Genomic DNA, 25,040 nt, shown 5'->3' with positions numbered 1-25,040 from the left:
TTAGGATGAAATTTTTTTATAAATAAGTTTTATGTTTAAAGAAATTATTAAAAGTATTAAAAAGGATATTGTTGGAAATGATCAAAATATTAAAATTTCATTAGCAGCAATATTATCTGGTGGGCATATATTAATTGAAGATCTTCCCGGAACTGGAAAAACTACTTTTGCAAAATCTATTACCGCTGCACTTAATTTAGATTTTAAAAGAATACAATTTACATCAGATCTCTTACCAAGTGATATTTTAGGTTTTAATTTTTTAAAAAATGATAAATTTGAAGTTAAGAAGGGACCAATTTTTACAAACATAGTTTTAGCCGATGAATTAAATAGGGCTAGCCCAAAAACACAAAGTGCTTTTCTAGAGGCCATGGAAGAAAAGTCGGTCACAATAGATAGAGAAACATTTACTTTACCCGATCCGTTTATTGTAATTGCAACGCAAAATCCTTCAGATTTATCAGGTACATCTTTGCTGCCTGAGTCTCAATTAGACAGATTTATGATCTCTTTTTCCTTAGATGAATTATCTGATCGGCAACAACTTACTCTTTTAAAAAATGAAAATAATTTAGATATAAAAAGAAATAATCAATTTGATTTTAAGGATTTAAGCTCTCTTCAAGAAATAAACATCAATGATAATGTTTATAAATATATTCAAGAAGTTAAACAATTTCTTAACTCAAATTTTTCAGAAGTTCATATATCATCAAGGTGCTTGAAACAAATAGTTGCGATTTCAAAATCATTAGCAATATTGAATGAAAAAGATTATGTAACCATACAAGATGTTAAAGATATTATTCCATATGTATTGAAACATAGAATTAATACTATAGAGAAAAAGTATGTTGTTAATTTTATAGATCAAGAGATATTAAAAAAAATAAATATTTCTGATGATTTTTGAAAAGTGGAAAAAGTTTATAAAAAAAAAATTAGAAAAAAATTCTGAATTTCATAAAAATTTATTAACTAAAAAAAACTTATATATTTTTCCAAATCTTAATGGATTTAAACTGGCAGTATTTATATTTTTTGCCTTTGCTTCTTCTATATTTTATCAAAATAATGTTGGACTTTTAATTTCAATTATTCTTTTCATAATTTATTTTATTTCTATTATTATTTCTTATCAAAATTTAGTTTCAATCAGGATTGATCCAATAAATTACTTAGTCCCAAATAACAAAAATGTGTATTTAAGTTTCTTTATTCAAACGCTGAACAAAAAAGACAGATTAAATCTTAATTTTCTTTTAGATAAAGAAAAATTACAAAATTTTGATTTAAGTAGCGGCAAGGAGATTAATATAAAATATTTTTTTAAAAAAAGAGGTGTTCAAGACATGCCTCAAATTAAATTAGAATCAGTATTTCCATTTGGGATCATTAAGGCATTTGGTACTGTAAAACTTAAACAAAAACTATTTATTTATCCAGAGCCTATTAAACCACCTAGTTTCCTAATTAGCAGATTAGAAAAACAAAATTTAAAAAATGATATTGATTATGAATTTGAAACTATAGAGGAGCAAAAAGAAAATGAAAATTTATCTAGGATTTCATGGAGGCATTATTCAACTATGAAAAAACTATTTATAAAAAAATTTTTAAGAATTGATAATAATGACCAAATTTTGATTGATATAGAGAAGCTTGAAAGTTCAAATTTTGAATTGTCTCTTTCGTATGCTTCTTACTTAATAGAATATTTCTATAATCAAAAAAAAAAATTTGCTTTAAAATATAAAAATTTTACATCTAATTATTCTAAATCTTTAACACATAAAAATGAGTTGCTAAAATTTATTACTAATGTCTAGATTTAATCTTCTAAACCCTAAAATTAACTCATATTTGCTTTTAGTGTTTTCTATTACCACACTTTTGTTTAATGTGAATTTTTATAATCAAATTTTATTTATATTAGTTTTAGGTTTTTCAATATTTCAAAATTTTTATCAGTACAAGTTTAAGAATTTTTTTTCTTACATAGTTGGATTGTTAGCTATTTATATCCAATTTAAATTAAATGATCAGACACTGTCGAAAGAATTTTTTTTAAATACAGTTTTATTGTTAATATTTATTAAATTTTCTGAAGCTAAAAATAAAAACGATTATTATTTCTTTAATTTTACAATAATTTTTTTATCAGTAACCTCACTAATCTATGGTCAAGATTTCTTAAGTTCAGCTAATTCAATTTTATTAATGCTGCTATCAATTCTTCATCTTTATTCAATAAATCAACAAAGAGCAATTCAACTTAATTTAAAATACATAGGAAAGTATTTATTAATTGGTATTATTGCATTATCAATAATTGGTATCACTTATTTTATATTTCCTCGTTACGAAATAAAAATTAAATTATTTGAAACTGCAAAAAATAATTTAGGAATTCCAGATCAAATCGAGCTAGGTTCTTTTAGCCAAATATCCAACAATAATGATAAGGTTTTTATCTACGACACTCTAGAAGATAAAGCTGATAAACTTATATATTTTAGAGTAAAAGTATTTGATTTATTGAACCTGGAGAGATCTTGGGTCCCAGCTCCAAATGAAGTGTTTAACAACAATTACAAAGATAGCTTTTCAATTATAAAAAAACTTAGTTCAGAAAGTATAAATTCAAAATTAATTGTTTATCCTAATGACAAAACTTGGCTACCTATATTGAATAATTTTTATTTTGATAACAAATTAGTAAAAAACAATTTCTTAAATGGAACAGCTAACACATCTGAAAAAATTGATAAAAAAATTCCTTATTTTATAAAACCTACTAATTTTCAAATTAATTTAAATGATGACCTTCAAGATTTTTATAGAAAACTGCCAAATACATTTTCTGAAAAACTATTTGATTGGTCTTTAAATATTAAAAATAGCTCTTCTTCTGATGAAGAATATTTAAATAAACTAATGGAACATTTTTCTAATGGTGAATATTTTTATTCATTAAGTCCGAATATAGATAATTCAAATAATTATGAGAAATTTTTCTTTGATACTAAAACAGGTTACTGTGAATATTATGCTGGCATGTTTGCTATTCTTGCAAGATTGCAGAATATTCCTACAAGATTGGTAAGTGGTTATATGGGGGGAACTTATAACGAATTAGGAAATTTTTATACTTTTAAACAATCTGATGCGCATACATGGGTTGAAAGTTACATTGAAGAGAAGGGCTGGATTAGATATGATCCTACACAAGTTATTCCTCAAATTAATATTATTAGCTTTAACAACGTATCCTCAAATAGTTCACAATCTCAAAATTTAGTTAAAGAAAATGATTTTTTTAAATCAAACATGATTAAGTTATATTACGATTACTTTGATTATATTTGGACAAATAAATTCCAAGAATATAATCAACAATCTAGAAATGAATTGATAAAAAATACTTTAGAGAATGTGAAGTTTAACTCATTTTATCTATTTATTTTCATTTGCACTTTGCTATTGATAAAACCTATTCAAATTTTGTTAAATAAAAAATTATTTTATTCAACTTTGTTTAAAAAAATAAAAAATAAAAAAAAAATTTACAATAAAACTCTTACCCATCAAGAACTTTTTAAGTTACTTTCTGATGAAGACAAAATTAAATTAAATGAAGTTTTTAATGTTTACGAAAAAATAAACTTTGCGAAAAATTATAAGATTAGTTACAAAACTTTCTTTAAAGAAAATTATAAGATAATAAAGTTTTACTTAAATATTGTTTAATTTTTAATTAAATTTATTATTAATCAATTGTTAATATCATTGTGGCGTTTGGACCAGGATCTTGACCATCTGTCCTTGCAGGTGGTACAAATTTCAATAGACGTCTCATATAAAAATTACTTAGAATATCTGGTCTCATTACTAAATTGTAATGCTGATCATAATCAAAATTTTTTTTATCCTCAAATAATGACACACCAAAACCAAACTGCTTGTTATTTTTTGGTAAAATCCCTAGGCCGTCTAAAATAGTAGGCGCTATATCAAAATGATTGATTTTATCTCTGTTAATTTTCTTGTTTGAATTAGTCTTAAAATAAATATTTCTCTCATCCTCTTTACTTAAGGATCCAATAAGGTCTCTAAAAGCTAAATGATCTCCTAAAATAACAACTAAAGTTTCATCCAATATACCCAAACTATCCAAGTCATCAAAAAATTTTTTAATTAAAGTTCCGGAACATTTATAAGCTTCGTATGCTTGTAAGCTTTCTGAACTTATATCTCCTATTATACACTCAGGAGAATAACCAAATGGATGGTGAGTGTCGGTATTAATGATTGTAAAATTAAAATTTTTTCCTGAATTGTAAGTTTTAATTATTTCTTTTTTTGCATGATTTAATAAGGTGCTATCATAAACACCTCCTCCCCAAGCCATTTTGTTTGAGGGTTTTTCAATTGTTCTAAAATCCTTTTTGATTATGTTAGCATCATTAACTTTAAAACCGTGTCTTTCTTTAAAAGGTCCAAAACTCTGGAATTGTTGATCAACAGAGATATAAAACACTTGTTCATAATTCTGTTTGGCCAATACATCACTCAAACAATATAATTTTTCTTTAGGAAGTTTTTCCATGTTAGTATTTACCACTACAACAAAAGGGACTGAGCATTGACTAGCCACAACCCCTGCAATACTAAAATTTGTAGAAGGTGCATGCTTAAAATCATAAACATTTTTTCCCTTAATCTCGTTGAAGGGCTTAAGAGGATCAGATTTATTATTATTAGACAATTTGCTAATATTATATTCAAGCGACTCAACATAAAATAATATTAAATTTTTCTTTTTTTTTGGTTCATTGTATTTGATTGTATAAGGGTTTTTGTAAAGATTTGGATAATCTTCATAACGAGCACTTTTTTCAAAATATTCGAAAAATCCAAACTGAAGAACAAAAAATAACGAACAGTAAAACAAAAGTATATAAGAATTGAATAATGATATTTTTAAAAATTTATTAAAAAAAATTTTTTTAATAAAATTTTTATATTTATTAATCCATAAATTTTTTTGTTCTTCATTAATTTTCAATAAAATATTTAATTTTTTATTAAATAGTAAAGTTATAAAAGCTATAATAATAGCTGGTAAAAATGTGTATAAGGCAAACTCTATTTTATATTTATTTGGTGAGTTTTTAAAACCTTCATATCCGATATGAATATTGTATAAAATTTCTACATAATAAACATTTTTACCAAAAGTTTTAGTAATCCAAAATGTGAGCGTAATTATAAAAAAGCTTAAAAACAATATCAGCAAACAGACAATATCTTTTTTAGTTAAATTCATTATAATTTGTTTGTTTATATTTAAATTTTAAATCTGCAATCTATTTTGTTCAAAAATATATAATTTCTATTGAAAGTAAAAGATAGATTAGTTAGTAAGCATAATATGTTTGTTTTATATTATAGTACACTCTAATGAAAAAAATTTTTGTTTTTTCAACTTTAGGTATTTTAATCTTATTTTCATTTTTTATTATTTTCACACAAGAAAAATCTGAAGCTAAAAAAGCTGCAGACGATGAGGCAATAGCAATTTTTGCAGGATATAAACCATTATCAAATTTAAATATGTATATTGGTTCAAAAGTAGCAGACACCTTTGAGTATTTATTAACGAATTTAAAAAATGAATGTTCGGTACTATACGGTGAAAAAATGGAGATAAAGGGGAAAATTAAGGTTGATACTGTGAGTGATGATATCTCTAGGTATAAAAATGAAAAAAATATTCAAGTTTTGTGTAAAGGTGTCAAATATGAATTTCTAGATATTAACGGAGATCCTTTAACAGATGAAATTGAATTAATGTTTAATAGCTGCAATAATTCTGTATTAGATTACTACATATCATCAGATCTAAAAGCTAATCTTTTTGGTAAAAATCCAAAAATTTTTGATGAATGGGTTTCGTATTTTAAAAATTATTCATCAAAAAATTCTGTAGTTGAAAGAAAAATTATTGAAGATGAATTTTTAGGCATAAAAACTTTATATAATGTTAATAGGAAATATTGGTACCATGAATTAAATCCTTTGGATGAGAACGGTAAAGAAATTAAAAAATCCTGGCCTCTTTATGGTACTATCTTTTTGGAAATTATTAATAAAAAAAAAAGTGAAAACACTAATGATTTAGGAACCAATAATATAAAATTTAGAAGTTATTTAAGTCATATTTCTCGCGCAAAAAATTGCTAAACTTTAAAAAAAATTTATTTAAATTTATTAAAATTTCTTAAGTTCAATTAGAGGCAGATCTACAAATTAACAATAAAGACAAATATATTTAAAATATGATAGTGTCATTTATGAAATGGTAAAAAAACTTTTCTTTAATCTTAAAAATTCAATTAATGGATTAAATGTCGCTTGTAAGGAAAATTCTTTTATTCTTGAATTAATTTTAGGGTTATTTTTAATACCATACCTTGTTTTTATAGATATTGAAATTTTATTTAAATTAATAATTTTTGTTACTTATGTAACTTTATTGGCATTAGAAATTATTAATTCTGCTATAGAGATATTATGCAATAAAATAACAAAACAATATGATGCTGATATTAAAAAAATTAAAGATTTGGGAAGTGCAGCGGTATTTATTATATTAATTACTTTACTTGCTTTAATCGTTGCAACTTTATTCTGAATCTATAGGTAAATTTTAGATATTAGTTAAAAATTAATTTTCAATATCAAAAAAACTTGTTAGTTTAGCAAGTTTTAAAACTGAAACTACAGCTTCGCTAGGTTTGACTAATTTAAATTCTTTACTTCCTTCACCAGCTCTTTGTTTGCTTTCAATCAATACTGCAATTCCTGAACTATCAATGTAATTTACAGCGCTCATATCAACTGACACAGCTTTATTATCATCTAAAGCTCCATGCACTTGTTGTCTTAAGTTTCCTGAATTTTCTAGATCTATTTCACCGCTGACTGTAATTATCAGCACGTCATTTTCAGTTTTTTCTGGATAACTCATGATTTTAATATAATCAGAGTAAACAAGTAGTCAACAAAATCATTAAACTTAAATGTTATTGCTGATGATAAATATTGAATTTAATTTAAATAATTAAGCCTAAGAGTAGCTTGCAGCAATTAATGCGATTGCAGAAATAGTAGACAAAACATAAACAAATTTCTTTTTTCTTTTTTCTTTTTTGGCAATCTTATCCATAATTTGATTATAATTTAACTTATTATTATATTCATTTTTTTCTAAATAAGCTTTAGGTATAACTACATCGTTTATATTTTTATTTTTTAAAATTATATGTTGAATATTATTCATAATTTAAATTTTTCTAGAAAGCTCAATTAATTCTTTGAGAATTATTTCATTATTTTCTAAATTTTTCTTTCTCCATTCTTGAGAAACATAAATTTTTGAATTGTCTCTAATTAACCAATTTAATTTGATTAATTCTGAAACTTTTCTTCTAACAGTTTCTCTTGGAAGACCAAGACTTCTTGAAATTAAATTAATACTTGCTCCATTTGAAGTAGAGCAAAAAACCTCATTTTCACAAATTAAGTTTTCATTTGTAAAATTTTTTAAATTAATTCTACTTACTAATTTTAATATTTGAGGGTAATAAGATCTGTCACCAAAGTCGGATATATCTTTTGTGTATATTGAAGCTACTAAATCTTCGATTATTTTGTAATTTTGTAAATGCATGGGATGATCTTTTACCCAAATTGGGTTTTATTTAAAATAAAATTTATATTATTATCTAAGCTTAATATAAAATTTTTCTATAGATATTTATTGAATAGCTTGAACTTCTAACTTTTTGGTTTTTAAAGATTTAATTGCTTCCAAACATGCTAGAGCAGTAGACATGTTTGTGCAATATGGAACTTTATTTTTAAGAGTTGCTCTACGAAGTGCAATAGCATCATTTAATCTGTGCTCACTGTTTCCACCACCAGTATTAATTACAAGTGCAATTTTATTAGAGTCTAAAACATCTACAATATGAGGACTACCACTGCTCACTTTGTTAATAATTTTACATTTCATTCCATGTTTTTGTATATATTCAGCAGTACCTTTTGTTGCACATAATTTAAAGTTAAGCTTTATCAGCTGTCTTGCTAAATCAATACCTTCATCTTTATGAGAGTCTTTTAAAGATATAAATGCAAGACCCTCTTTTGGAAGTGAATTAGCTGCAGCAATCTGACTTTTAGCAAAAGCCATTCCAAAATCTTTATCAAAGCCCATTACTTCACCTGTAGATTTCATCTCAGGTCCTAAAAGTAAATCGCTATTAGGAAACTTATTAAAAGGAAATACAGCTTCTTTTACTGCATACATTCCTTTTGATTTATCTTTAAGATTAAATTTAGAAAGTTTTTCTCCAGTCATTATTCTTGATGCAATCTTTGCAAGGGGAATTCCTTTTGCTTTTGATACAAAAGGCACAGTTCTACTAGCACGAGGATTTACTTCAATAATATAAATTTCATCTTTCTTGATTGCATATTGAATATTCATAAAACCTTTTACTTCAAGTGCTAAGGCAAGTTTTTTTGTTTGATTTTCAATTTCTTTAATTAGATATGGTTTAATTGATACCGGTGGCAAACTACATGCTGAGTCCCCAGAATGAATACCTGCTTCTTCAATATGTTGCATGATACCTGCTACATAAACATCTTTACCATCAGAAATAGCGTCTACATCAACTTCCATTGCATGATCTAGAAACTTATCAATTAGAATTGGATTTTCTTCTGCAGCTTTAAATGCTTCTTCAACAAAGTTTTTTAACTGACTTTTTTCATGGACAATTTCCATTGCTCTTCCACCCAAAACATATGAAGGTCTAACCACTAGTGGTAAACCAATTTTTTCAGATATCTTAATTGCCTCTTTGAATGTTTTTGCAATTCCACTATCTGCTTGTTTTAAATTTAATTTAATTAATAAGTTTCTAAATTGATCTCTATCTTCTGCTAAATCTATTGAGTTGTATTGTGTTCCTAAAATTGGAAGTTTGTTATCATTTAAAAATTTAGCAAGCTTAATTGGAGTTTGTCCTCCAAACTGAGTAATAACTCCTATTAGATTTCCTTTTGTTTGCTCTTTTTTAATAATGTTAAATACATACTCTTCTTTCAAAGGTTCAAAATATAAACGGTCACTCGTATCATAATCAGTAGATACAGTTTCAGGATTACAATTAACCATGATTGTCTCAAAACCTGCGTCTTTTAATGAAAAACTTGCCTGACAACAGCAATAATCAAACTCAATCCCTTGTCCTATTCTGTTAGGGCCACCGCCTAAAATTATAATTTTCTTTTTATTTGATGGATCTGCCTCACACTCAGAACTTATTGAAAAATTTCTTTGATAAGTTGAGTACATGTAAGGCGTAAATGATTTAAATTCAGCAGCACAAGTATCAACTTTTTTGTATACGGGTAGCACTTTTAAAGCTGTTCTTTTTCTTCTTACTGTATCTTCTGAGGAATTAGTAAGCTCGGCTAATTTTTTGTCTGAAAAACCATTAGATTTTATTCTATTAAATTCATTATAATCTTTTGGAAGACCTCTTTTTTTAATAATTAATTCATTATCCACAATTTCTTTAATTTGTCCTAAGAACCAAGGATCAATTTTAGATAAACTATATATTCTTTTTAAGCTAATTTTTTTTCTTAAAGCCTCCGCAACAAGAAGCATTTTGTTTGGAATATGATCTTTAAGTTTTTTTTCGATTTGTTTTTTATTTAAATTGAATATTTGGTCAAAACCAGAAAAACCAGTTTCTAGAGAAACCAATGCTTTTTGAACAGATTCTTTGAAATTTCTTCCAATTGCCATTGCCTCACCAACAGATTTCATTGAAGTACCTAAAGTCGCTGGCGAGGTAGAAAATTTTTCAAAAGTAAACCTTGGTATTTTAGTTACTACATAATCAATACTTGGCTCAAAAGAAGCGGGTGTTACTTTTGTAATCTCATTTTTAAGTTCGTCTAATGTATAACCAACCGCGAGCTTAGCCGCTACTTTTGCAATTGGAAACCCAGTTGCTTTAGATGCAAGTGCTGATGATCTAGATACTCTAGGATTCATTTCAATAACAACCATTCGTCCATTTTTTGGATTGATTGCAAATTGAACATTGGATCCACCTGTCTCAACTCCAATTTTTCTTAAACATGCAATAGAGGCATTTCTCATAACTTGATATTCTTTATCAGTAAGAGTTAAAGCTGGAGCAACAGTTACAGAATCTCCTGTGTGAATTCCCATCGGGTCAATATTTTCTATTGAGCAAATGATGATACAGTTGTCTTTTTTATCTCTTACAACTTCCATCTCAAATTCTTTCCAACCCTCTAAACACTCTTCTACAAGAACCTGGCTAACTGGTGACTCGTGTAATCCATTTTTTATAATTTTAAGATATTCTTTTTTATTCTTTGCTATTCCACCACCTAGACCACCTAGGGTAAATGCAGGTCTAATGATTGCAGGCAAACCAATTTTATTTAGAACTTTAGAAGCTTGATTGATATTATTAACAATCTCAGATTTTGGTAAATCTAAACCAATATCAATCATATTTTTTCTAAATTTCTTTCGATCTTCAGCATTAGAAATTGCTTTAGAATTTGCACCAATAAGCTCTATTTTGTATTTTTTTAATATCCCTTTTTTCTCTGCCTCCATTGCAAGATTAAGAGCAGTTTGGCCTCCCATAGTCGGTAGAATTGCATCTGGTTTTTCTTTTATAAGAATTTTCTCTAGAACCTCTAAGGTGATTGGCTCTATATAAGTTTTATCTGCAACATCTGGATCTGTCATGATGGTTGCAGGATTAGAATTAATTAAAACAACTTTATAACCTTCATCTTTTAAAGCTTTACAAGCTTGTGTTCCTGAATAATCAAACTCACATGCTTGGCCAATAATAATTGGACCAGCACCTACTACTAATATTTTTTTAAGATCTTTTCTTTTTGGCATTTTTTTTCATATTGTTAATAAATTCTTTAAATAAATAGACACTATCTTGTGGTCCAGGGTTAGACTCGGGGTGATATTGAACTGAAAATACTGGTTTATTTTTTAATTTAATACCCTCAATACTATTATCAAATAATGATTTATGAGTGACTTCAATATTTTTTGGTAAGGTTTCTTTAACAACTTCAAAGCCATGGTTCTGACTAGTGATCTCTACATTGCCATGAATTAAATTTTTTACAGGATGATTTGCACCTCTATGACCTAACTTCATTTTTTTTGTTTTACCACCAAGTGCTAAAGCGAGAATCTGGTGACCTAAACAAATACCAAATATTGGAATGTTTTTTTTAATAAGGTTTTTAATTATATTTATCGCATACTTTCCTGTAGCAGCTGGATCTCCAGGACCGTTTGATAAAAATATTCCATTTGGTTTAAGACTTAAAATTTTTTCAGAAGATGTTTTGCAATGTACTACTGTCACTTTGCAATTAAAATCAGAAAAATATCTTAAAATATTTTTTTTAATACCATAATCAATTGCAACAACATGAAATTGATTTTTTTTATTTTTTACAAATCCATCTTTCTTTTTCCAAGTTTTAAAACCTTTCCAAATATAATTTTTAGGAGTTGATACTTCTTTTGCAAGATCTAGATTTTTTAATCCACTCCATTTTAAAGTAGTATTTGTTAATTTACTTATATTAAATTTTTGTTTTTTTGAGAAAGCAATTGTTCCTTTTGGTGCTCCTTTATCTCTAATAAAATTAGTTAAACTTCTAGTATCTAGACCAGTGAGACCAACAATTTTGTTTTTCTTAAGCCAAGCATCTAGGTGCAAAAAAGCTCTATAGTTTGATGGATCAGTTATTTCTGAATTAAAAATTACTCCTTTTGTCCATATCTTATCAGACTCTATATCCTCTTTATTAGTTCCAACGTTTCCAATGTGTGGAAAGGTAAAATTAATAATTTGTCCTGCATAAGACGGATCTGAGATTATTTCTTGGTAGCCGGTTAAAGAGGTATTGAAGCATACTTCTCCGGTTGCCTCTCCTTCGTAGCCAATACCAATTCCTTTAAATACCTTCTTATTTTCAAGAACTAAAAAGCCTGTATTAATTTGATGATTATTTTTTGAGTTTATTTTTTTTGAATTTTTGATCAATTACAACTCATGAGTTAAAGGTTAATACAATAATTGCTTTATTATCGCAACAGAGATGTATTATAAAATTGTAAAAAAACAATTTTTCTTTTGAAGAATTTTTTCTTTTAAGTAGATTAAAAAAATTATGTCATTAAAGAATACTATCGAAAACGAATATAAAAATGCTCTAAAATCGAAAGATAAAAATAAAATATCAACCTACAGGTTAATTTTATCTTCTATTAAAGATTTAGATATTGCGAACCGTTCTGGCCCCAATAAGAAAGACACAGATGATGAGGATATAAAAAAACTACTTAAAAAAATGGTTAAACAACGAGCCGAATCTATTGAGATTTATAAAAAAAACAACAGAACGGATTTATTAGAAATTGAGCAGAATGAATATGATATTTTAACAAATTTTTTACCCAAACAAATGGGCGAAGAAGATACCAAAAAATTGTGTGCTGAATTAATAGCCAAGTTGGGTGCTAGTTCTATTAAAGATATGGGTAAAATAATGGGTGAGTTAAAGAAATCTCATTCTGATGAAATTGATTTTTCTAAAGCTGGATCAATAATTAAGGAATTATTGAACAGTTGATGAAATACCCCAAAGAGTATTTAGATGAAATTAAGACACGGTTGAAAGTATCAACGGTTGTTTCAAAAACAGTTTCATTAAAAAAAAGAGGTAAAGAATTTGTAGGTTTATCTCCATTCAAAAACGAAAAAACACCTTCATTTACTGTTAATGATGAAAAAGAATTTTATCATTGTTTTGCTACTTCAGAACATGGAAATATTTTTGATTTTGTAATGAAAACTCAGAATTTGAAGTTTGGAGAAGCAGTTAAACATTTAGCACAATTGGCAGGCATGCAACCATACATGTTTTCAAAAAAAGATGAAGAGAGAGAAAAAAAATGGAATGAATATAAGTCAGTCTATAATGAATATGTTGATTTTTACCATAATGAATTATTAAAAAACGAACAACATTCAAATGCTAGAGAATATTTAAAAAATCGATTTTTAAGTAAAGAAGACGTAAAAAAATTTAAAATGGGATATGTGGAAAAAAATTCAAATATATTTGAGCAATTAAAAAAAAAATATAGTGAACAAACTTTAATTGAAACTGGATTATTTTATTTAGATGAAAAAAAGAAAATTTATGTCGAAAGATTTAGAGGAAGATTAATTTTTCCAATTAATAACATAACTGGTCAACCAATTGCTTTAGGTGGAAGAATTATAGAAAAACTAGATTACCTTGCAAAATATATCAATTCGCCAGAAACTTTATTTTTTAAAAAAGGATCCAATTTATATAATCTAGATTTAGCTAGAAAATTATCAAACAAAGTAGATCATATTTATTTAGTCGAAGGCTATATGGATGTTGTAGGCTTAAGTAAAAATGGAATTGATAACGCTGTAGCAAATCTTGGCACTTCACTAACTGATAAACAAATTCAAATACTTAATCAATTTTTCGATGACATTATCATTTGTTTTGATGGTGATGAAAGTGGGTATAAAGCTGCTTTAAGAGCAGCGGAAAATTCAATTAAAGAGCTAAAACCAGTAAAACAAATTTCATTTTTATTTTTACCAAATAAAGAAGACCCTGACAGTTATGTGAATAAAAATGGAAAAGCTAATTTTATAGAATTTACAAAACAATCTAAGTTATCAATTCATCAATTTATTTTTAGTCACTATAAAAAACAAACTGAAAATAATCCTTCTTCAATGGCTATTTTTGAAAAAAGGTTAAGAGATGTAGCAAATACCATTAAGGATGATTATATAAAAAAATATGTATTAGAATATTTTTTAGAGAAAATTGCAGAATTAACTCCTCATTCAAATCAAAAAAATAAAAAAACTTACAAAAAATCAACCAAATCTTTAGATGCTACAAAGAAGTTTTATAACGAAAGCCAATCTTTATCTGGAGTTGAGCTTAAAGAATTTTCTTTAATTTACTTGGTAATTAATAATTTGAATTTAATGCAATCAAATATTCATTTAATTGAAAATCTTAAATTATTTACTGAAGTTAATAAAAAAATCTTTAATCAAATAATTGAAGTTTTAAAATCTGAAAATCAAATAGCTGTTCAGGACTTAAATTTGGATAGTCAAATAATTGAAAAGATAAATAAATTTGCGCCAATAAAATATATCTTAAAAAATAATTCTGAAGATGAACAGAAAATCATTGAATTGCTTGAAGATATTTCACGAGATTTAATGAATTATGATCTTGAGTTTAGAATTCAAGAGTTAGAATCGAAGTTTTCAGTCGATATGAGCGAGAGTACATTTAATGAGCTAAAAGAGCTCAAAAAAAAGCAGAATCTCAATTAATCTGGACAAATTTGTAATGGATTTTTACAAATTTGACATTATATAAGACTTTCAACTTTATCACTGTGGAAAGAATAATTACAAAATCATTTGCTAGATTAATGGGTCGTGGAAACCATAGAGGTTTTATAACATACGAGGAACTAAGTAAATCATTAGGTAAAAGAAATTTATCAGATGAAAATCTTGCTCAAGCTTTTATTCATATATTAGATGAAAATATCTCATTAGTTGAAAAAAAATCAGATTTTAAAGTTCTTAGAAAAAAAGAAAATTCAAATAAAGAAGAAGGTAAAACAATTGAAAAAAGTGACGATCCTATAAGAATGTATTTGCGTGAAATGGGGGGTGTCGAATTACTTTCGAGAGAAGGAGAAATTGCTATTGCAAAAAGAATAGAGGCTGGAAAAGATGTGATGTTAATTGCATTATCACAAAGTCCTATAACAGCACAACAATTTTTTGAGTGGAATGAAAAACTTCAAAAAGATGAAATTTTAGTTAGAGAAATTATAGATATAGATACAAACTATATGGAAGATGAGTCAACAGGACCAAGTGCTAAACAAAAAAATGCTGGAGAGACAGACAAAGAGGAAGGCTCTTCAGACGAAGATGATGACTTCAATCCAACTCTTGCTGCAATGGAGACAGAAATTAAACCAAAAGTATTAAAAACAGTTAACACGTTAACTAAAGAATATACAAAGCTTATTAAATATCAAAAAGAAAAGTTAGATTGTATCTTAAATTCTCAAAATTTTACACCTGCAAAGGAAAAAGGATATGAAAAAATTGTAAATGATATTTTAGAAAATATTAAATCACTTCAACTATCTCCCTCTGTTTTAGAAGAACTTGTGCAAAAACATTATGTTGAGAATAAAAAAATAATTTCATTAGAAGGTAATTTATTGAGACTTGCGATGGATCAAAAAATACCAAGAAATGAATTTATAAAATTTTATATAGGTAATGAAATAAATCCAAATCTTAAAAAATTTTTAGATACAAATATAGTATGGAAGCAATTCTTTGCAAAAAATAAAGATGAATTTAAAAATATAAGAGCAAGACTTATTGAAATTAGCCACAAACTTGGAATTTCTGTAACTGATTTTAAAAAATTAGTTAGCAGAATTCAAAAAGGAGAAAAAGAGTCTAGGATAGCTAAAAAAGAGATGGTTGAAGCAAACCTAAGATTGGTAATTTCAATAGCCAAAAAATATACAAATAGAGGATTGCAATTTTTAGACTTAATTCAAGAGGGTAATATTGGATTAATGAAAGCAGTTGATAAGTTTGAGTATAGAAGAGGATATAAATTTTCTACATATGCAACTTGGTGGATTAGACAAGCAATAACTAGATCAATTGCAGACCAAGCAAGAACAATTCGTATACCCGTTCATATGATAGAGACAATTAATAAAATAGTGAGAACTCAAAGATTAATCTTAAGTGAATTTGGCAGAGAGGCAACACCTGAAGAACTGGCACAAAAATTAAGAATGCCTTTAGATAAAGTTAGAAAAGTTTTAAAGATTTCAAAAGAACCTGTTTCTCTTGAGAAACCGGTAGGTGATGAGGAAGATAGTAGTTTAGGTGATTTTATTGAAGATACAAAAGCTTTGGCTCCGTTAGAACAAGCAATAAAATCTAATCTTGGAGAAGCGACAACGAAGATTTTATCTACTTTAACTCCAAGAGAGGAGAGAGTTTTAAGAATGAGATTTGGTGTTGGTATGAATACTGATCATACTTTAGAAGAAGTGGGTTTGCAATTCTCTGTAACTAGAGAAAGAATTAGGCAGATCGAGGCCAAAGCTCTTAGAAAATTAAAGCACCCTAGTAGATCTAAACAACTAAAAAGTTTCTTAGAAAGTTAGATTGGGCCGTTAGCTCAATAGTAGAGTACTGCATTGACATTGCAGGGGTAGTTGGAGCGTAACCAACACGGCCCACCATTATTGATTTATCTTTAATTGATAAGTTAAGAAAAATGATATAACTAACTATTGTTTTGGGCCTGTAGCTCAGTTGGTTAGAGCAGTACACTCATAATGTATTGGTCCCAGGTTCGAGTCCTGGCGGGCCCACCATATTTAATCTTTTGATATACCTGCTAGTTTTTGCAAAAGGTATATTTCTTTTTCTGTTAACCCTTTTTTATTTAATTCAGCAATTATTATTTTTTTAAGATTTTTCATAGCTAAAAATGAAAGAACACCAAGAGTTAAAGTAATCAATGAAATCCAAAAATTTGATAAATTTATTAGTATTAAAAATATTGAAATTGTAATCCAAAAAACTGTTAAACCTGCAACAATTATCTTTTGACTTTTTAAATCTTTTATTTTTAAAAAAAACAGGAACATGAGAGTTATGAGTATTAAAATTCCAGAAATTGTAAACCACAAATAAATTGAAATATCAGATGTACTTCCACCCACAAAAGTATCTTCTAACGCTTCGTTAACAAAGAATAAAATTGTTCCTTTATATGATGAATAGATTAAAAAAAATGAAGAAGTTAAAGCTGAAATTAAAAGTATCGATTTAGTTGAAATCTTCAAAATTTATTAGCTATTTGAAAAATCCCTTAATTTTGAAATCAATGCATTTATATCACCATCGGCACTAAGGATAATTGAATTAAATTCCTCTTTCTGAGTTCTTGCTAAACTTAATCCTTCTATAATAAGATCTCTGATAAGTGGTTGTTCTTTATTTTTTGTATAAATTCTCCAATCTATTTTGACAGCTGGTCTTTTATCAGTCGCAGCAAGTGTACTTGATACTATAGTGTAGTTTTCATTTATTTTTTTTTTTGAATCAACATTTATAATTGGATTAGAATATTCTGCTAATCTACTTGAGAAACTTTGTAAAAAATATTCAGTGAATACTTTTTCATATTCATTTTTTTGTTCATCAGATGCACTTTTCCTATGTGCTCCAAGTGAATAGAAACCTATGCCTCTTATATCAACTGTATCTAAAGCTATCGATTTCAATTTATCCATTCTTTCTTCTTTAGTTAAACCACTGCTTAAAGTTTCAGCGGCTCTATTAACAGTAGACTGAACAAAAACATCTGCTTCTATCGAGAAACTGTTTGTTAAATTGAGATTAAAAAAAACTAATAATATAAGTAATTTTTTCATTTTATTGGAATAATTAATTATTTATTTTCGATTTCTTCCCAGCCATTATCATCTTCAAAAATTATTTCTAAGTTTCCTCTTTGAAGATTTTTAATTTTATTTTCTCTATCTTGTAAATATAAACTTCTGATAGAAGCATAAAAATCTATTGAATTTTTTTCAAGGTTTTCAAGTGACTCTATGTTATTGGCTCTAAATTCGATACCACTTATACCTTTAGAAGCTAAATAAACTCCTTCACTCAAAAATTCATTGTTACCATGAGTAGAGGCATTATACCAAGGGTCCCCACCTAATACATTAACAAATGATCCTGTAGTGTCCCTAACCGTAGATGGCCCTAGTACTGGAAGGACAAGGTAGCAACCTGGTCCAAATCCCCATTTACCTAATGTCTGACCGTAATCTTCTCTTTCATATTTTGGAAATCCTATTTTATTAGCAACATCAATAAATCCTAAAATTCCAACAGTACTATTGACTAATAATCTTCCTGTATTAACAAATGCAGTTTTAACATCACCTTGTAAAACATTATTTGGTATTGTTATTAAGTTAGATAAGTTTCTTACTGCATTACTTGTACCTGTTTGTACTCCTTCTGGTAATTTTCTGTATCCTTCTGCTATAGGTTTTAACAATGTTTTATCAAGACCTTGATTAAATGAAAATGTCGCTCTATTTAACTTTTCAAAGCAGTCTCTAGTTTTTGTTACTTGCTCAGTTTTCTTTTTGTTTAAAGTGGTTTCACCATCTGATCCAGCATAGGCATTAATTCCTTGTAGGAAAATTAGAACAGAAATTATTAATATTTTTTTAAGCATTGTTCATTTTATATTATATAAATTTTTATAATAAAGTAATTTTTAAATTAGAAAAATGTCGATAAAGTGTTTAATAATTGTTGAAAATAGACCCCATATTGAGCATGACAATAAATCCATATTATTCACCTAATTTTGACTCAAAAAAAAGGAGTTTAGATAAAATTAATTTCATTATTTTTCATTACACAGGAATGAAAAATGAGAAAAAAGCTATTGATAAATTATTAGATATTAAGTCCAAAGTAAGTTGTCATTATTTTATAAAAAATAACGGTGAAATTTTAAGAATGGTACCTGACACATATATTGCTTGGCATGCGGGAGTTTCTAGTTGGAAAAAATTTAAATCTCTAAATAAAAATTCTATTGGAATTGAAATAAACAATCCTGGTCATGAGTTTAGGTATAAAAATTTTTCAAAAAAGCAAATTTATTCTCTAATTAAGTTGACAAAATATATTATTAAAAAATATAAAATTAATCCAAAATCTATATTAGGTCATTCGGATATTGCACCAGATAGAAAAAAAGATCCAGGTGAAAAATTTCCTTGGGAATTTTTATCAAAAAATAATATAGGTATTTGGCATGAGTTAAAATCAAATGAAATTAAAGTTTATAGAAAATTAAAATTAAGCAACCTATTAAAAATAAAATTTATAAATAATCTTTATAAAATTGGATATCCTAAGAACTCGAAAATAAATAAAAATAAATACAATAAAAATATCACAGTCGCATTTCAAAGAAGATTTAGACAAGAATTGATAGATGGAAAAATTGACAAAGAATGTTTGTTAATAAGTGAAAACCTAATAAAAAAGCTTAATTAAATTATCTTGTAATTTTTAAGTTTAATTATAAGTTCACTTTGCCAGATAAATGACTTATCGCTTTAATTTATTTTAAAGAGGAAAGTCCGGGCTCTACAAGGACACAGTGCCAGGTAATGCCTGGCAGGGGAAACCCTAGGGATAGTGCCACAGAAAATAAACCGCCATAACATGGCAAGGGTGAAAAGGTGTGGTAAGAGCACACCGGTTCTATTGGTAACAATGAACGCTGGAAAACCCCACTGGGAGCAAGACTAAGTAGAGATGACATTGTTGCAAAACTAAAAGCCGTCCTTGGCTAGTCATCAGGGTTAGTTGCTTGAGCTTAAGAGTGATCTTAAGCCTAGACAAATGATAGGTTTAAATGACAGAACCCGGCTTATAGTTTATCTGGCAATTCACAGTTTAAAAAAACAAAAAAATTAAATATCCATACAATTATTTTTATAGCTAGAAGCATAAATTTAAATGGAGCTTGAATAAGTATTCTCATTATTTTAGCAACCAAATAAATGAAAGAGCTTATCAATTTCAAATAATTACTTAGAATTTTCCTCTTAAAATGACTTTAATTAAGCAAAGAATCAACATTTGACTATCTTTTTAAATACCCATATATTCCCATATATTCCCATTTATGGAATTTATAAAATTAAAAAAACATGTTTTTATCTACTTACGAGAACAGATTGGACAAAAAAGGGAGAGTATCTGTGCCTGCTAGCTTCAGATCTCATTTGTCTAATTTAGGTTATAATGGTGTTATTTGTTATCCATCTTTTAATAATTCTTCGATAGAAGCATGCTCCCAAGACAGAATTGAAAAAATTTCCTCTGCTATAGACTCTTTAAATCCTTTTGAGGAAAAAAGAGATTATTTTGCGACATCAATATTAGCAGAGAGTATAAATTTACAGTTTGATAGTGAAGGTAGAATTTCTCTTTCATCAAAATTACTAAAACATGCAAAAATAAAAAATAGCATGTTGTTTGTTGGTCAAGGTCAAACCTTTCAAATATGGGAACCAACAGCATTTGAAAAATTTAAGACATCAGCTAGAAAAAAAGCAAATATTAATCGAGCTAATCTTAAATGGGAGCTTCAAACAAATAAACAATAGGGGAAACAAGATGACAATTAACTTTAAAGCACCAGAGATAAAAGAGCTACAACCACGACTACTAGTTCTAGGAGTTGGTGGAGCTGGCGGAAATGCAATTAATGAAATGATAGAAAATAATCTGCAAGGTGTAGAATTTATTGCAGTTAATACTGATGCTCAAGATTTAAAGTTAAGTAAAGCAAAAACAAGAATTCAAATTGGTCTAAATTTAACAAAGGGTTTAGGAGCAGGTGCAAAATTAGATATAGGACAAGCAGCTGCTGATGAGTCTTTAAATGAAATTGTAAATACACTTCAAGGTGCAAATATGGTTTTTATTGCAGCTGGTATGGGTGGTGGAACGGGCACTGGTGCTGCTCATGTCATCGCTAGAGCTGCTAAAGAATTAAATATATTAACAGTAGGTGTTGTGACTCTTCCATTTTTATACGAAGGCCCCTCTAGAATGCGAAGAGCACAACAAGGATTGGAAGAATTAAGAAAACATGTGGATACTATAATTGTAATTCCGAACCAAAACCTATTTAAAATTGCAAACGAACAAACAACTTTTGAAGAGTCTTTTAATCTTTCAAATAATGTTTTGATGCATGGAGTTCAGAGTATTACAGATTTAATGGTAAGACCTGGATTAATTAATTTAGATTTTGCAGATGTTGAAACTGTAATGGCTTCAATGGGCAAAGCAATGATGGGTACAGGAGAAGCTGAAGGTGAAGGTAGAGCACTTAAAGCTGCAGAGATGGCCATTAGCAATCCATTAATTGACGATTATACTTTGAAGGGTGCTAAAGGGTTACTAGTAAATATTACTGGTGGTAAAGACTTAAAACTTTTTGAAGTCGATGAAGCAGTTAACAAAGTAAGAGCAGAGGTTGATCCAGAAGCTGAGTTAATTATAGGAGCAATAACTGATGCTGACTTAGACGGAAAAATGAGAGTTTCAATTGTTGCAACTTCATTAGATGGACAACAACCTGAATCTAAATCTGTAGTAAATATGGTGCATAGAATACAAAATCGTAATCCTGGTTACTCTGATTTTTCAAATATGGGATCTCCAGCATTTAATTTTTCAAACTCATCAAGCCCAATTACTCATGGTGCTAACGCTCTCAAAGTTGAGAATGAGGTTGTTCAAGAACAAGAACAAGTAACTGTTGAAAATAACATGATGAATGAAAATTTTGTTTCAGAAAATAGTGTATTAACAGAAAACATTGTAGATGATAGCACTGTAAATGAAATGGAAAAATCGTTTACTCAAGAAGCAGTAGAAACATTTGAAGAAAAAAATCATGATGAAAATGTTCAAGAAAAAACATCAAATGATCTCAAGGAATTTGGTGTAGATTCAGACTCACCAGATTTATTTAGCTCAGAAAGTGAAAATTCTTCACCTTCAGATTTGTTGAATTCAGAGGATCAAGAAGATGAAGATGATCTTGAAATTCCTGCTTTCCTAAGAAGACAAAAAAATTAATGGTCTTCAAAGAAATAAATGGAAGCCACCATAGTACCGGATGTACAAAAACATTATCCTGTACTGCTAAAAGAAATTATTAGCGTTATCACCCCTCAACATGGTGGCACATTTATAGACTGTACATTTGGTCAAGGTGGATATTCAAAAAAAATATTAGAGTTTGAAAATACAAAGGTAATAGGACTTGATAGGGATATTGAAAGCCAAAAAATTGCAAATTCAATTTCAAATGATTTTGATGATAGATTTATTTTTAAAAATTTAAAATTCAGTCAATTAACAAATTTAAAAATTAAAAACGAAAATATCAAAGGTATTATTTTTGATCTTGGATATTCATTAACACAAATGAAAGATCCAAAAAAAGGATTATCTTTCAACTTAATGACAGATTTAAATATGCAATTGGGTTTAAACAACTATTCAGCTGCTGATGCTATTAATAAACTCGATGCAAAAGAATTGGAGAAAATTTTTAAATACTTTGGAGATGAAAAAGATGCAAAATATATTTCTAAAAATATTGTAAAAGAAAGATTAAACAAGAAAATTGATACACAGGGTTTAATTAAAATTATTGATAAATCAAAAATAAGAAAAAATTTTAAAGTACACAATTCAACTAAAGTTTTTCAAGCTCTTAGAATTTTTGTAAACAAAGAAATAAGCGAATTAATTTATGGACTGATAAATGCTACCAAAGTATTAAAAAAAGGAGGTGTTTTAGCTGTTGTTACATTTCATTCTTTAGAAGATAAAATTGTAAAATATTTTTTTAAAAGTCTTTCTCAAAATAAAAGTATTTCGAGATATTCACCTATTATAGATCAAAAGGAAACTCTTTTTAATTTAATTCAAAAAAAACCAATTACACCATCTGATCTTGAGATAAAAGAAAATCCTCCTTCAAGATCTGCAAAACTACGATATGCAATTAAGAAAAGTGATTTCTTTAATTTTGACACAGATATTGAGGAAAAATTTAAAAATTTTTTAGAAATTGAAAAGTTTGGAGATAAGCTTTGAAAAAATTATTATTAGTATTTACGATTATAATTTTAGTTTTAACAACAGCAATTATCAAAAATACTACAAAAAAAATTGAAGATAAAATATTTGCTTATAAAGAAAGTGTAAGACTTTTAAAATCAGATTTAGAAAATATTCATTTGGAATACGATTATCTAAGTTCTGCTGAAAAATTATTAGAATATCAATCTTTATATTTTGAAGATCAATTAGTTCAAAAAAAAATAGAAGATATTAAAATTTATAATATTTTAGAAAATGTAAATAAATTAGAGGATTATAAAATAACCAAGGAAAAATGAGTAATTTTAAAGAAAGATTAACAATTGAGGATCACAAAAATGATTTTGATTATAAAAAAAACAATACTGGATTAAATATTCAATTTAATCGAGTTGCTTTTATTTTTTTTGTCTTTTTTGTTATTTACTCAATATACACAATACATCTAATTCATTTAGGGTCTCGAGAGGCAAAAATTGAAAATATAAGTAATACACTTCCTCTCAATAGTGATCTTTATAGAGCAGATATTTTAGATATTAATGGAAATTATTTAGCAAAGACTGTTAAGTCTATTGATATTGGTCTTAAAACTTCAGACATAATTAGTAAAGAAAAATTACTGTTAAGTCTTAAAATTATTTTCCCAGACAAAGATTTTAATGAAATTGAAAAAAAAATAGAAAACAAAAAGTTTTTTTATTTAGAGAAAAAAATTTCAGAAGAAAAATATGAGCAAATTATGAAGTTGGGAGATAAATCTCTTATTCCCGAAGAAAAAGTGCTTAGAATGTATCCACAGAAAAATCTTTTTAGTCATATTTTAGGTCAAATTGATAATGACAATAATGGTATTTCTGGATTAGAAAAATCGTTAAATGAAAATCTTAGATCATCTAGAGACCCAATTAAATTAACTGTTGATAAAGACATTCAATTTTTAATTAGAAAAGAATTATTAAAATATCAGGAAATTTTTAAAAGCAAAGGTAGTGCAGCGATTTTGATGGAAGTTAATAATGGCAATATACTCTCTTTAGTTTCATTACCTGATTTTAATCCAAATGAGAGAGAAAATATATCAGATGTAAATTATATTAATAGAGTAACAAAAGGAACATACGAGCTTGGTTCAGTTTTTAAAGTTTTTACTTTTGCAAGCGCTTTAAATGAAAAATTAATTGAACCAGATACTGAATTTTTAGATTTACCAAAATCAATTAAGTGTGACAGATACAGAATTGGAGAATATGATAATGAAATACCTTCAGATTTAACTGCTGAGCAAATTTTAGTTAGATCTGGAAATATAGGATCTGTACGAATTGCACAAAAAGTTGGCCCAGAAAAATTTAAATCTTTCTTAGAGGATATTGGAGTATTAAGCCAGATTAATTTTGACATTGAAGAAGTGGCACCTCAAATTGATTATGATTTTGGAAAATGTAGATTGGCAACAGCCTCTTTTGGTCATGGAGTAGCAACAACCATTCTTCAGCTAGCAAAAGGATATGCTATTTTGGCTAATGGTGGCTACGATGTAAAACCAACATTGGTTTTTAAGGAAGATAACAAAAAAAATAACAACAAAAGAATAATTAATGAAGGAATTTCAGAGCAAGTTATTAATGCTTTAAGAAAAATTGTTAATACAGAGGAGGGTACTGCTAGATTTGCAGATGTTGAAAATTATGAAATTGGAGGCAAGACAGGTACGGCCGACCAACCCGAAGGAGGAAAATATTCAGAGGCGAAAATAAATACTTTTAGTTCGGTATTCCCAACCTCAAATCCTCAATTTGTATTTGTTGTGATGTTAGATACACCTAAAAAATCAAAAGATTATTATTATAAGTATAGGCATAGAAAAGGTGGATGGAAGGGAACACTTTATAATACAGCTGGTTGGACATCTGTAGAGGTGGCAGGAAAAGTTATAGATAAAATTGGGCCTATTTTAGCCACAAAATATTTACAGGTTAACTAAAA

23 protein-coding genes, 2 tRNA genes and 1 other RNA gene are annotated in these 25,040 nt (G+C 27.4%); 17 read left to right on the top strand and 9 right to left on the bottom strand.

Annotated elements, in window-relative coordinates:
* Window positions 1–31 precede the first annotated feature (31 nt).
* From ACTTA8_RS05250 to ACTTA8_RS05240, 3 genes are read left to right on the top strand one after another with little or no spacing between them, the layout of a single operon-like run.
* Window positions 32–916, top strand: coding sequence for an AAA family ATPase (locus ACTTA8_RS05250; RefSeq protein WP_440654731.1), 885 nt, complete (start codon window positions 32–34; stop codon window positions 914–916).
* Entirely contained in the window at window positions 906–1,832 is a 927-nt protein-coding gene (locus tag ACTTA8_RS05245) for a hypothetical protein (RefSeq protein WP_440654729.1), read from the top strand. Before ACTTA8_RS05250 ends, ACTTA8_RS05245 begins: the two co-directional genes overlap by 11 nt.
* Window positions 1,825–3,753, top strand: a complete 1,929-nt coding sequence (locus ACTTA8_RS05240; protein ID WP_440654728.1) for a transglutaminase family protein — start codon at window positions 1,825–1,827, stop codon at window positions 3,751–3,753. The genes ACTTA8_RS05245 and ACTTA8_RS05240 overlap by 8 nt, the downstream gene beginning before the upstream one ends.
* A gap of 19 nt (window positions 3,754–3,772) precedes the next feature.
* Here the strand turns inward: ACTTA8_RS05240 and ACTTA8_RS05235 are convergent, their stop codons facing one another.
* Complete coding sequence (locus ACTTA8_RS05235; RefSeq protein ID WP_440654727.1) at window positions 3,773–5,332, bottom strand: sulfatase-like hydrolase/transferase; 1,560 nt, start codon at window positions 5,330–5,332, stop codon at window positions 3,773–3,775.
* 134 nt (window positions 5,333–5,466) lie between these two features.
* Here ACTTA8_RS05235 and ACTTA8_RS05230 point away from each other — a divergent pair, with 134 nt between their 5' ends.
* Complete coding sequence (locus tag ACTTA8_RS05230) at window positions 5,467–6,249, top strand: hypothetical protein (RefSeq protein ID WP_440633809.1); 783 nt, start codon at window positions 5,467–5,469, stop codon at window positions 6,247–6,249.
* Window positions 6,250–6,364: 115 nt separating this feature from the next.
* Window positions 6,365–6,700, top strand: coding sequence for a diacylglycerol kinase (locus ACTTA8_RS05225; RefSeq protein ID WP_440633810.1), 336 nt, complete (start codon window positions 6,365–6,367; stop codon window positions 6,698–6,700).
* Window positions 6,701–6,733: 33 nt separating this feature from the next.
* On the opposite strand, the gene ACTTA8_RS05220 is transcribed toward ACTTA8_RS05225, so the two are convergent.
* The 5 genes from ACTTA8_RS05220 to carA all read right to left on the bottom strand — a co-directional run bounded on the left by ACTTA8_RS05220 (window position 6,734) and on the right by carA (window position 12,218).
* Entirely contained in the window at window positions 6,734–7,036 is a 303-nt protein-coding gene (locus tag ACTTA8_RS05220; RefSeq protein ID WP_440633811.1) for an STAS domain-containing protein, read from the bottom strand.
* A 99-nt stretch (window positions 7,037–7,135) separates the two neighbouring features.
* Complete coding sequence (locus ACTTA8_RS05215; protein WP_440654726.1) at window positions 7,136–7,348, bottom strand: hypothetical protein; 213 nt, start codon at window positions 7,346–7,348, stop codon at window positions 7,136–7,138.
* A 3-nt stretch (window positions 7,349–7,351) separates the two neighbouring features.
* Window positions 7,352–7,738 carry a hypothetical protein gene (locus ACTTA8_RS05210; RefSeq protein WP_440654725.1) on the bottom strand — a complete coding sequence of 129 codons (387 nt, stop codon included), beginning with the start codon at window positions 7,736–7,738 and terminating at the stop codon, window positions 7,352–7,354.
* 87 nt (window positions 7,739–7,825) lie between these two features.
* Window positions 7,826–11,044 carry a carbamoyl-phosphate synthase large subunit gene (gene carB / locus ACTTA8_RS05205; protein ID WP_440654724.1) on the bottom strand — a complete coding sequence of 1,073 codons (3,219 nt, stop codon included), beginning with the start codon at window positions 11,042–11,044 and terminating at the stop codon, window positions 7,826–7,828.
* Complete coding sequence (carA, locus tag ACTTA8_RS05200) at window positions 11,022–12,218, bottom strand: glutamine-hydrolyzing carbamoyl-phosphate synthase small subunit (protein ID WP_440654723.1); 1,197 nt, start codon at window positions 12,216–12,218, stop codon at window positions 11,022–11,024. Before carA ends, carB begins: the two co-directional genes overlap by 23 nt.
* A gap of 127 nt (window positions 12,219–12,345) precedes the next feature.
* Between carA and ACTTA8_RS05195 the strand changes: the two genes are divergently transcribed.
* The 5 genes from ACTTA8_RS05195 to ACTTA8_RS05175 all read left to right on the top strand — a co-directional run bounded on the left by ACTTA8_RS05195 (window position 12,346) and on the right by ACTTA8_RS05175 (window position 16,684).
* Window positions 12,346–12,807 carry a GatB/YqeY domain-containing protein gene (locus ACTTA8_RS05195; protein WP_440654722.1) on the top strand — a complete coding sequence of 154 codons (462 nt, stop codon included), beginning with the start codon at window positions 12,346–12,348 and terminating at the stop codon, window positions 12,805–12,807.
* On the top strand, window positions 12,807–14,582 hold the full coding sequence (gene dnaG / locus ACTTA8_RS05190) for a DNA primase (RefSeq protein ID WP_440654721.1): 1,776 nt from the start codon (window positions 12,807–12,809) through the stop codon (window positions 14,580–14,582). Before ACTTA8_RS05195 ends, dnaG begins: the two co-directional genes overlap by 1 nt.
* A 65-nt stretch (window positions 14,583–14,647) precedes the next feature.
* Window positions 14,648–16,471 carry an RNA polymerase sigma factor RpoD gene (gene rpoD / locus ACTTA8_RS05185; protein ID WP_440654720.1) on the top strand — a complete coding sequence of 608 codons (1,824 nt, stop codon included), beginning with the start codon at window positions 14,648–14,650 and terminating at the stop codon, window positions 16,469–16,471.
* A gap of 3 nt (window positions 16,472–16,474) precedes the next feature.
* A tRNA-Val gene (locus tag ACTTA8_RS05180) sits at window positions 16,475–16,549 on the top strand.
* Window positions 16,550–16,607: 58 nt separating this feature from the next.
* A tRNA-Ile gene (locus ACTTA8_RS05175) sits at window positions 16,608–16,684 on the top strand.
* A 3-nt stretch (window positions 16,685–16,687) separates the two neighbouring features.
* Here ACTTA8_RS05175 and ACTTA8_RS05170 read toward each other — a convergent pair.
* From ACTTA8_RS05170 to ACTTA8_RS05160, 3 genes are read right to left on the bottom strand one after another with little or no spacing between them, the layout of a single operon-like run.
* Entirely contained in the window at window positions 16,688–17,158 is a 471-nt protein-coding gene (locus ACTTA8_RS05170) for a hypothetical protein (protein WP_440654719.1), read from the bottom strand.
* A gap of 6 nt (window positions 17,159–17,164) precedes the next feature.
* The gene (locus tag ACTTA8_RS05165) at window positions 17,165–17,749 is read right to left on the bottom strand and encodes an MlaC/ttg2D family ABC transporter substrate-binding protein (protein WP_440654718.1); all 585 of its coding nucleotides are present in this window, start codon (window positions 17,747–17,749) and stop codon (window positions 17,165–17,167) included.
* 17 nt (window positions 17,750–17,766) lie between these two features.
* A complete protein-coding gene (locus ACTTA8_RS05160; RefSeq protein WP_440654717.1) occupies window positions 17,767–18,573 on the bottom strand; it encodes an MlaA family lipoprotein in 807 nt (268 codons plus the stop codon).
* A gap of 104 nt (window positions 18,574–18,677) precedes the next feature.
* Between ACTTA8_RS05160 and ACTTA8_RS05155 the strand changes: the two genes are divergently transcribed.
* The 7 genes from ACTTA8_RS05155 to ACTTA8_RS05125 all read left to right on the top strand — a co-directional run bounded on the left by ACTTA8_RS05155 (window position 18,678) and on the right by ACTTA8_RS05125 (window position 25,038).
* Window positions 18,678–19,409 (top strand): N-acetylmuramoyl-L-alanine amidase, encoded by a 732-nt coding sequence (locus ACTTA8_RS05155; protein WP_440654716.1) that lies wholly within the window; start codon window positions 18,678–18,680, stop codon window positions 19,407–19,409.
* A gap of 41 nt (window positions 19,410–19,450) precedes the next feature.
* Window positions 19,451–19,807, top strand: an RNA gene (gene rnpB, locus ACTTA8_RS05150) — RNase P RNA component class A.
* 264 nt (window positions 19,808–20,071) lie between these two features.
* Complete coding sequence (mraZ, locus tag ACTTA8_RS05145) at window positions 20,072–20,530, top strand: division/cell wall cluster transcriptional repressor MraZ (protein WP_440654714.1); 459 nt, start codon at window positions 20,072–20,074, stop codon at window positions 20,528–20,530.
* A 10-nt stretch (window positions 20,531–20,540) separates the two neighbouring features.
* Window positions 20,541–22,016: a cell division protein FtsZ gene (gene ftsZ, locus ACTTA8_RS05140; protein ID WP_440654713.1), complete on the top strand. Its 1,476-nt coding sequence runs from the start codon at window positions 20,541–20,543 to the stop codon at window positions 22,014–22,016.
* Between the two features lie 18 nt (window positions 22,017–22,034).
* On the top strand, window positions 22,035–23,045 hold the full coding sequence (gene rsmH / locus ACTTA8_RS05135) for a 16S rRNA (cytosine(1402)-N(4))-methyltransferase RsmH (protein ID WP_440654712.1): 1,011 nt from the start codon (window positions 22,035–22,037) through the stop codon (window positions 23,043–23,045).
* On the top strand, window positions 23,042–23,350 hold the full coding sequence (locus ACTTA8_RS05130; RefSeq protein ID WP_440654711.1) for a cell division protein FtsL: 309 nt from the start codon (window positions 23,042–23,044) through the stop codon (window positions 23,348–23,350). The genes rsmH and ACTTA8_RS05130 overlap by 4 nt, the downstream gene beginning before the upstream one ends.
* Entirely contained in the window at window positions 23,347–25,038 is a 1,692-nt protein-coding gene (locus ACTTA8_RS05125) for a peptidoglycan D,D-transpeptidase FtsI family protein (RefSeq protein WP_440654710.1), read from the top strand. Before ACTTA8_RS05130 ends, ACTTA8_RS05125 begins: the two co-directional genes overlap by 4 nt.
* The last annotated feature ends 2 nt before the right edge of the window (window positions 25,039–25,040 follow it).

Origin of the sequence: Candidatus Pelagibacter sp. HIMB1506, assembly GCF_052047935.1 — a bacterium.
GTDB lineage: Bacteria > Pseudomonadota > Alphaproteobacteria > Pelagibacterales > Pelagibacteraceae > Pelagibacter.
This window is presented reverse-complemented; position numbering and strand designations above follow the sequence as displayed.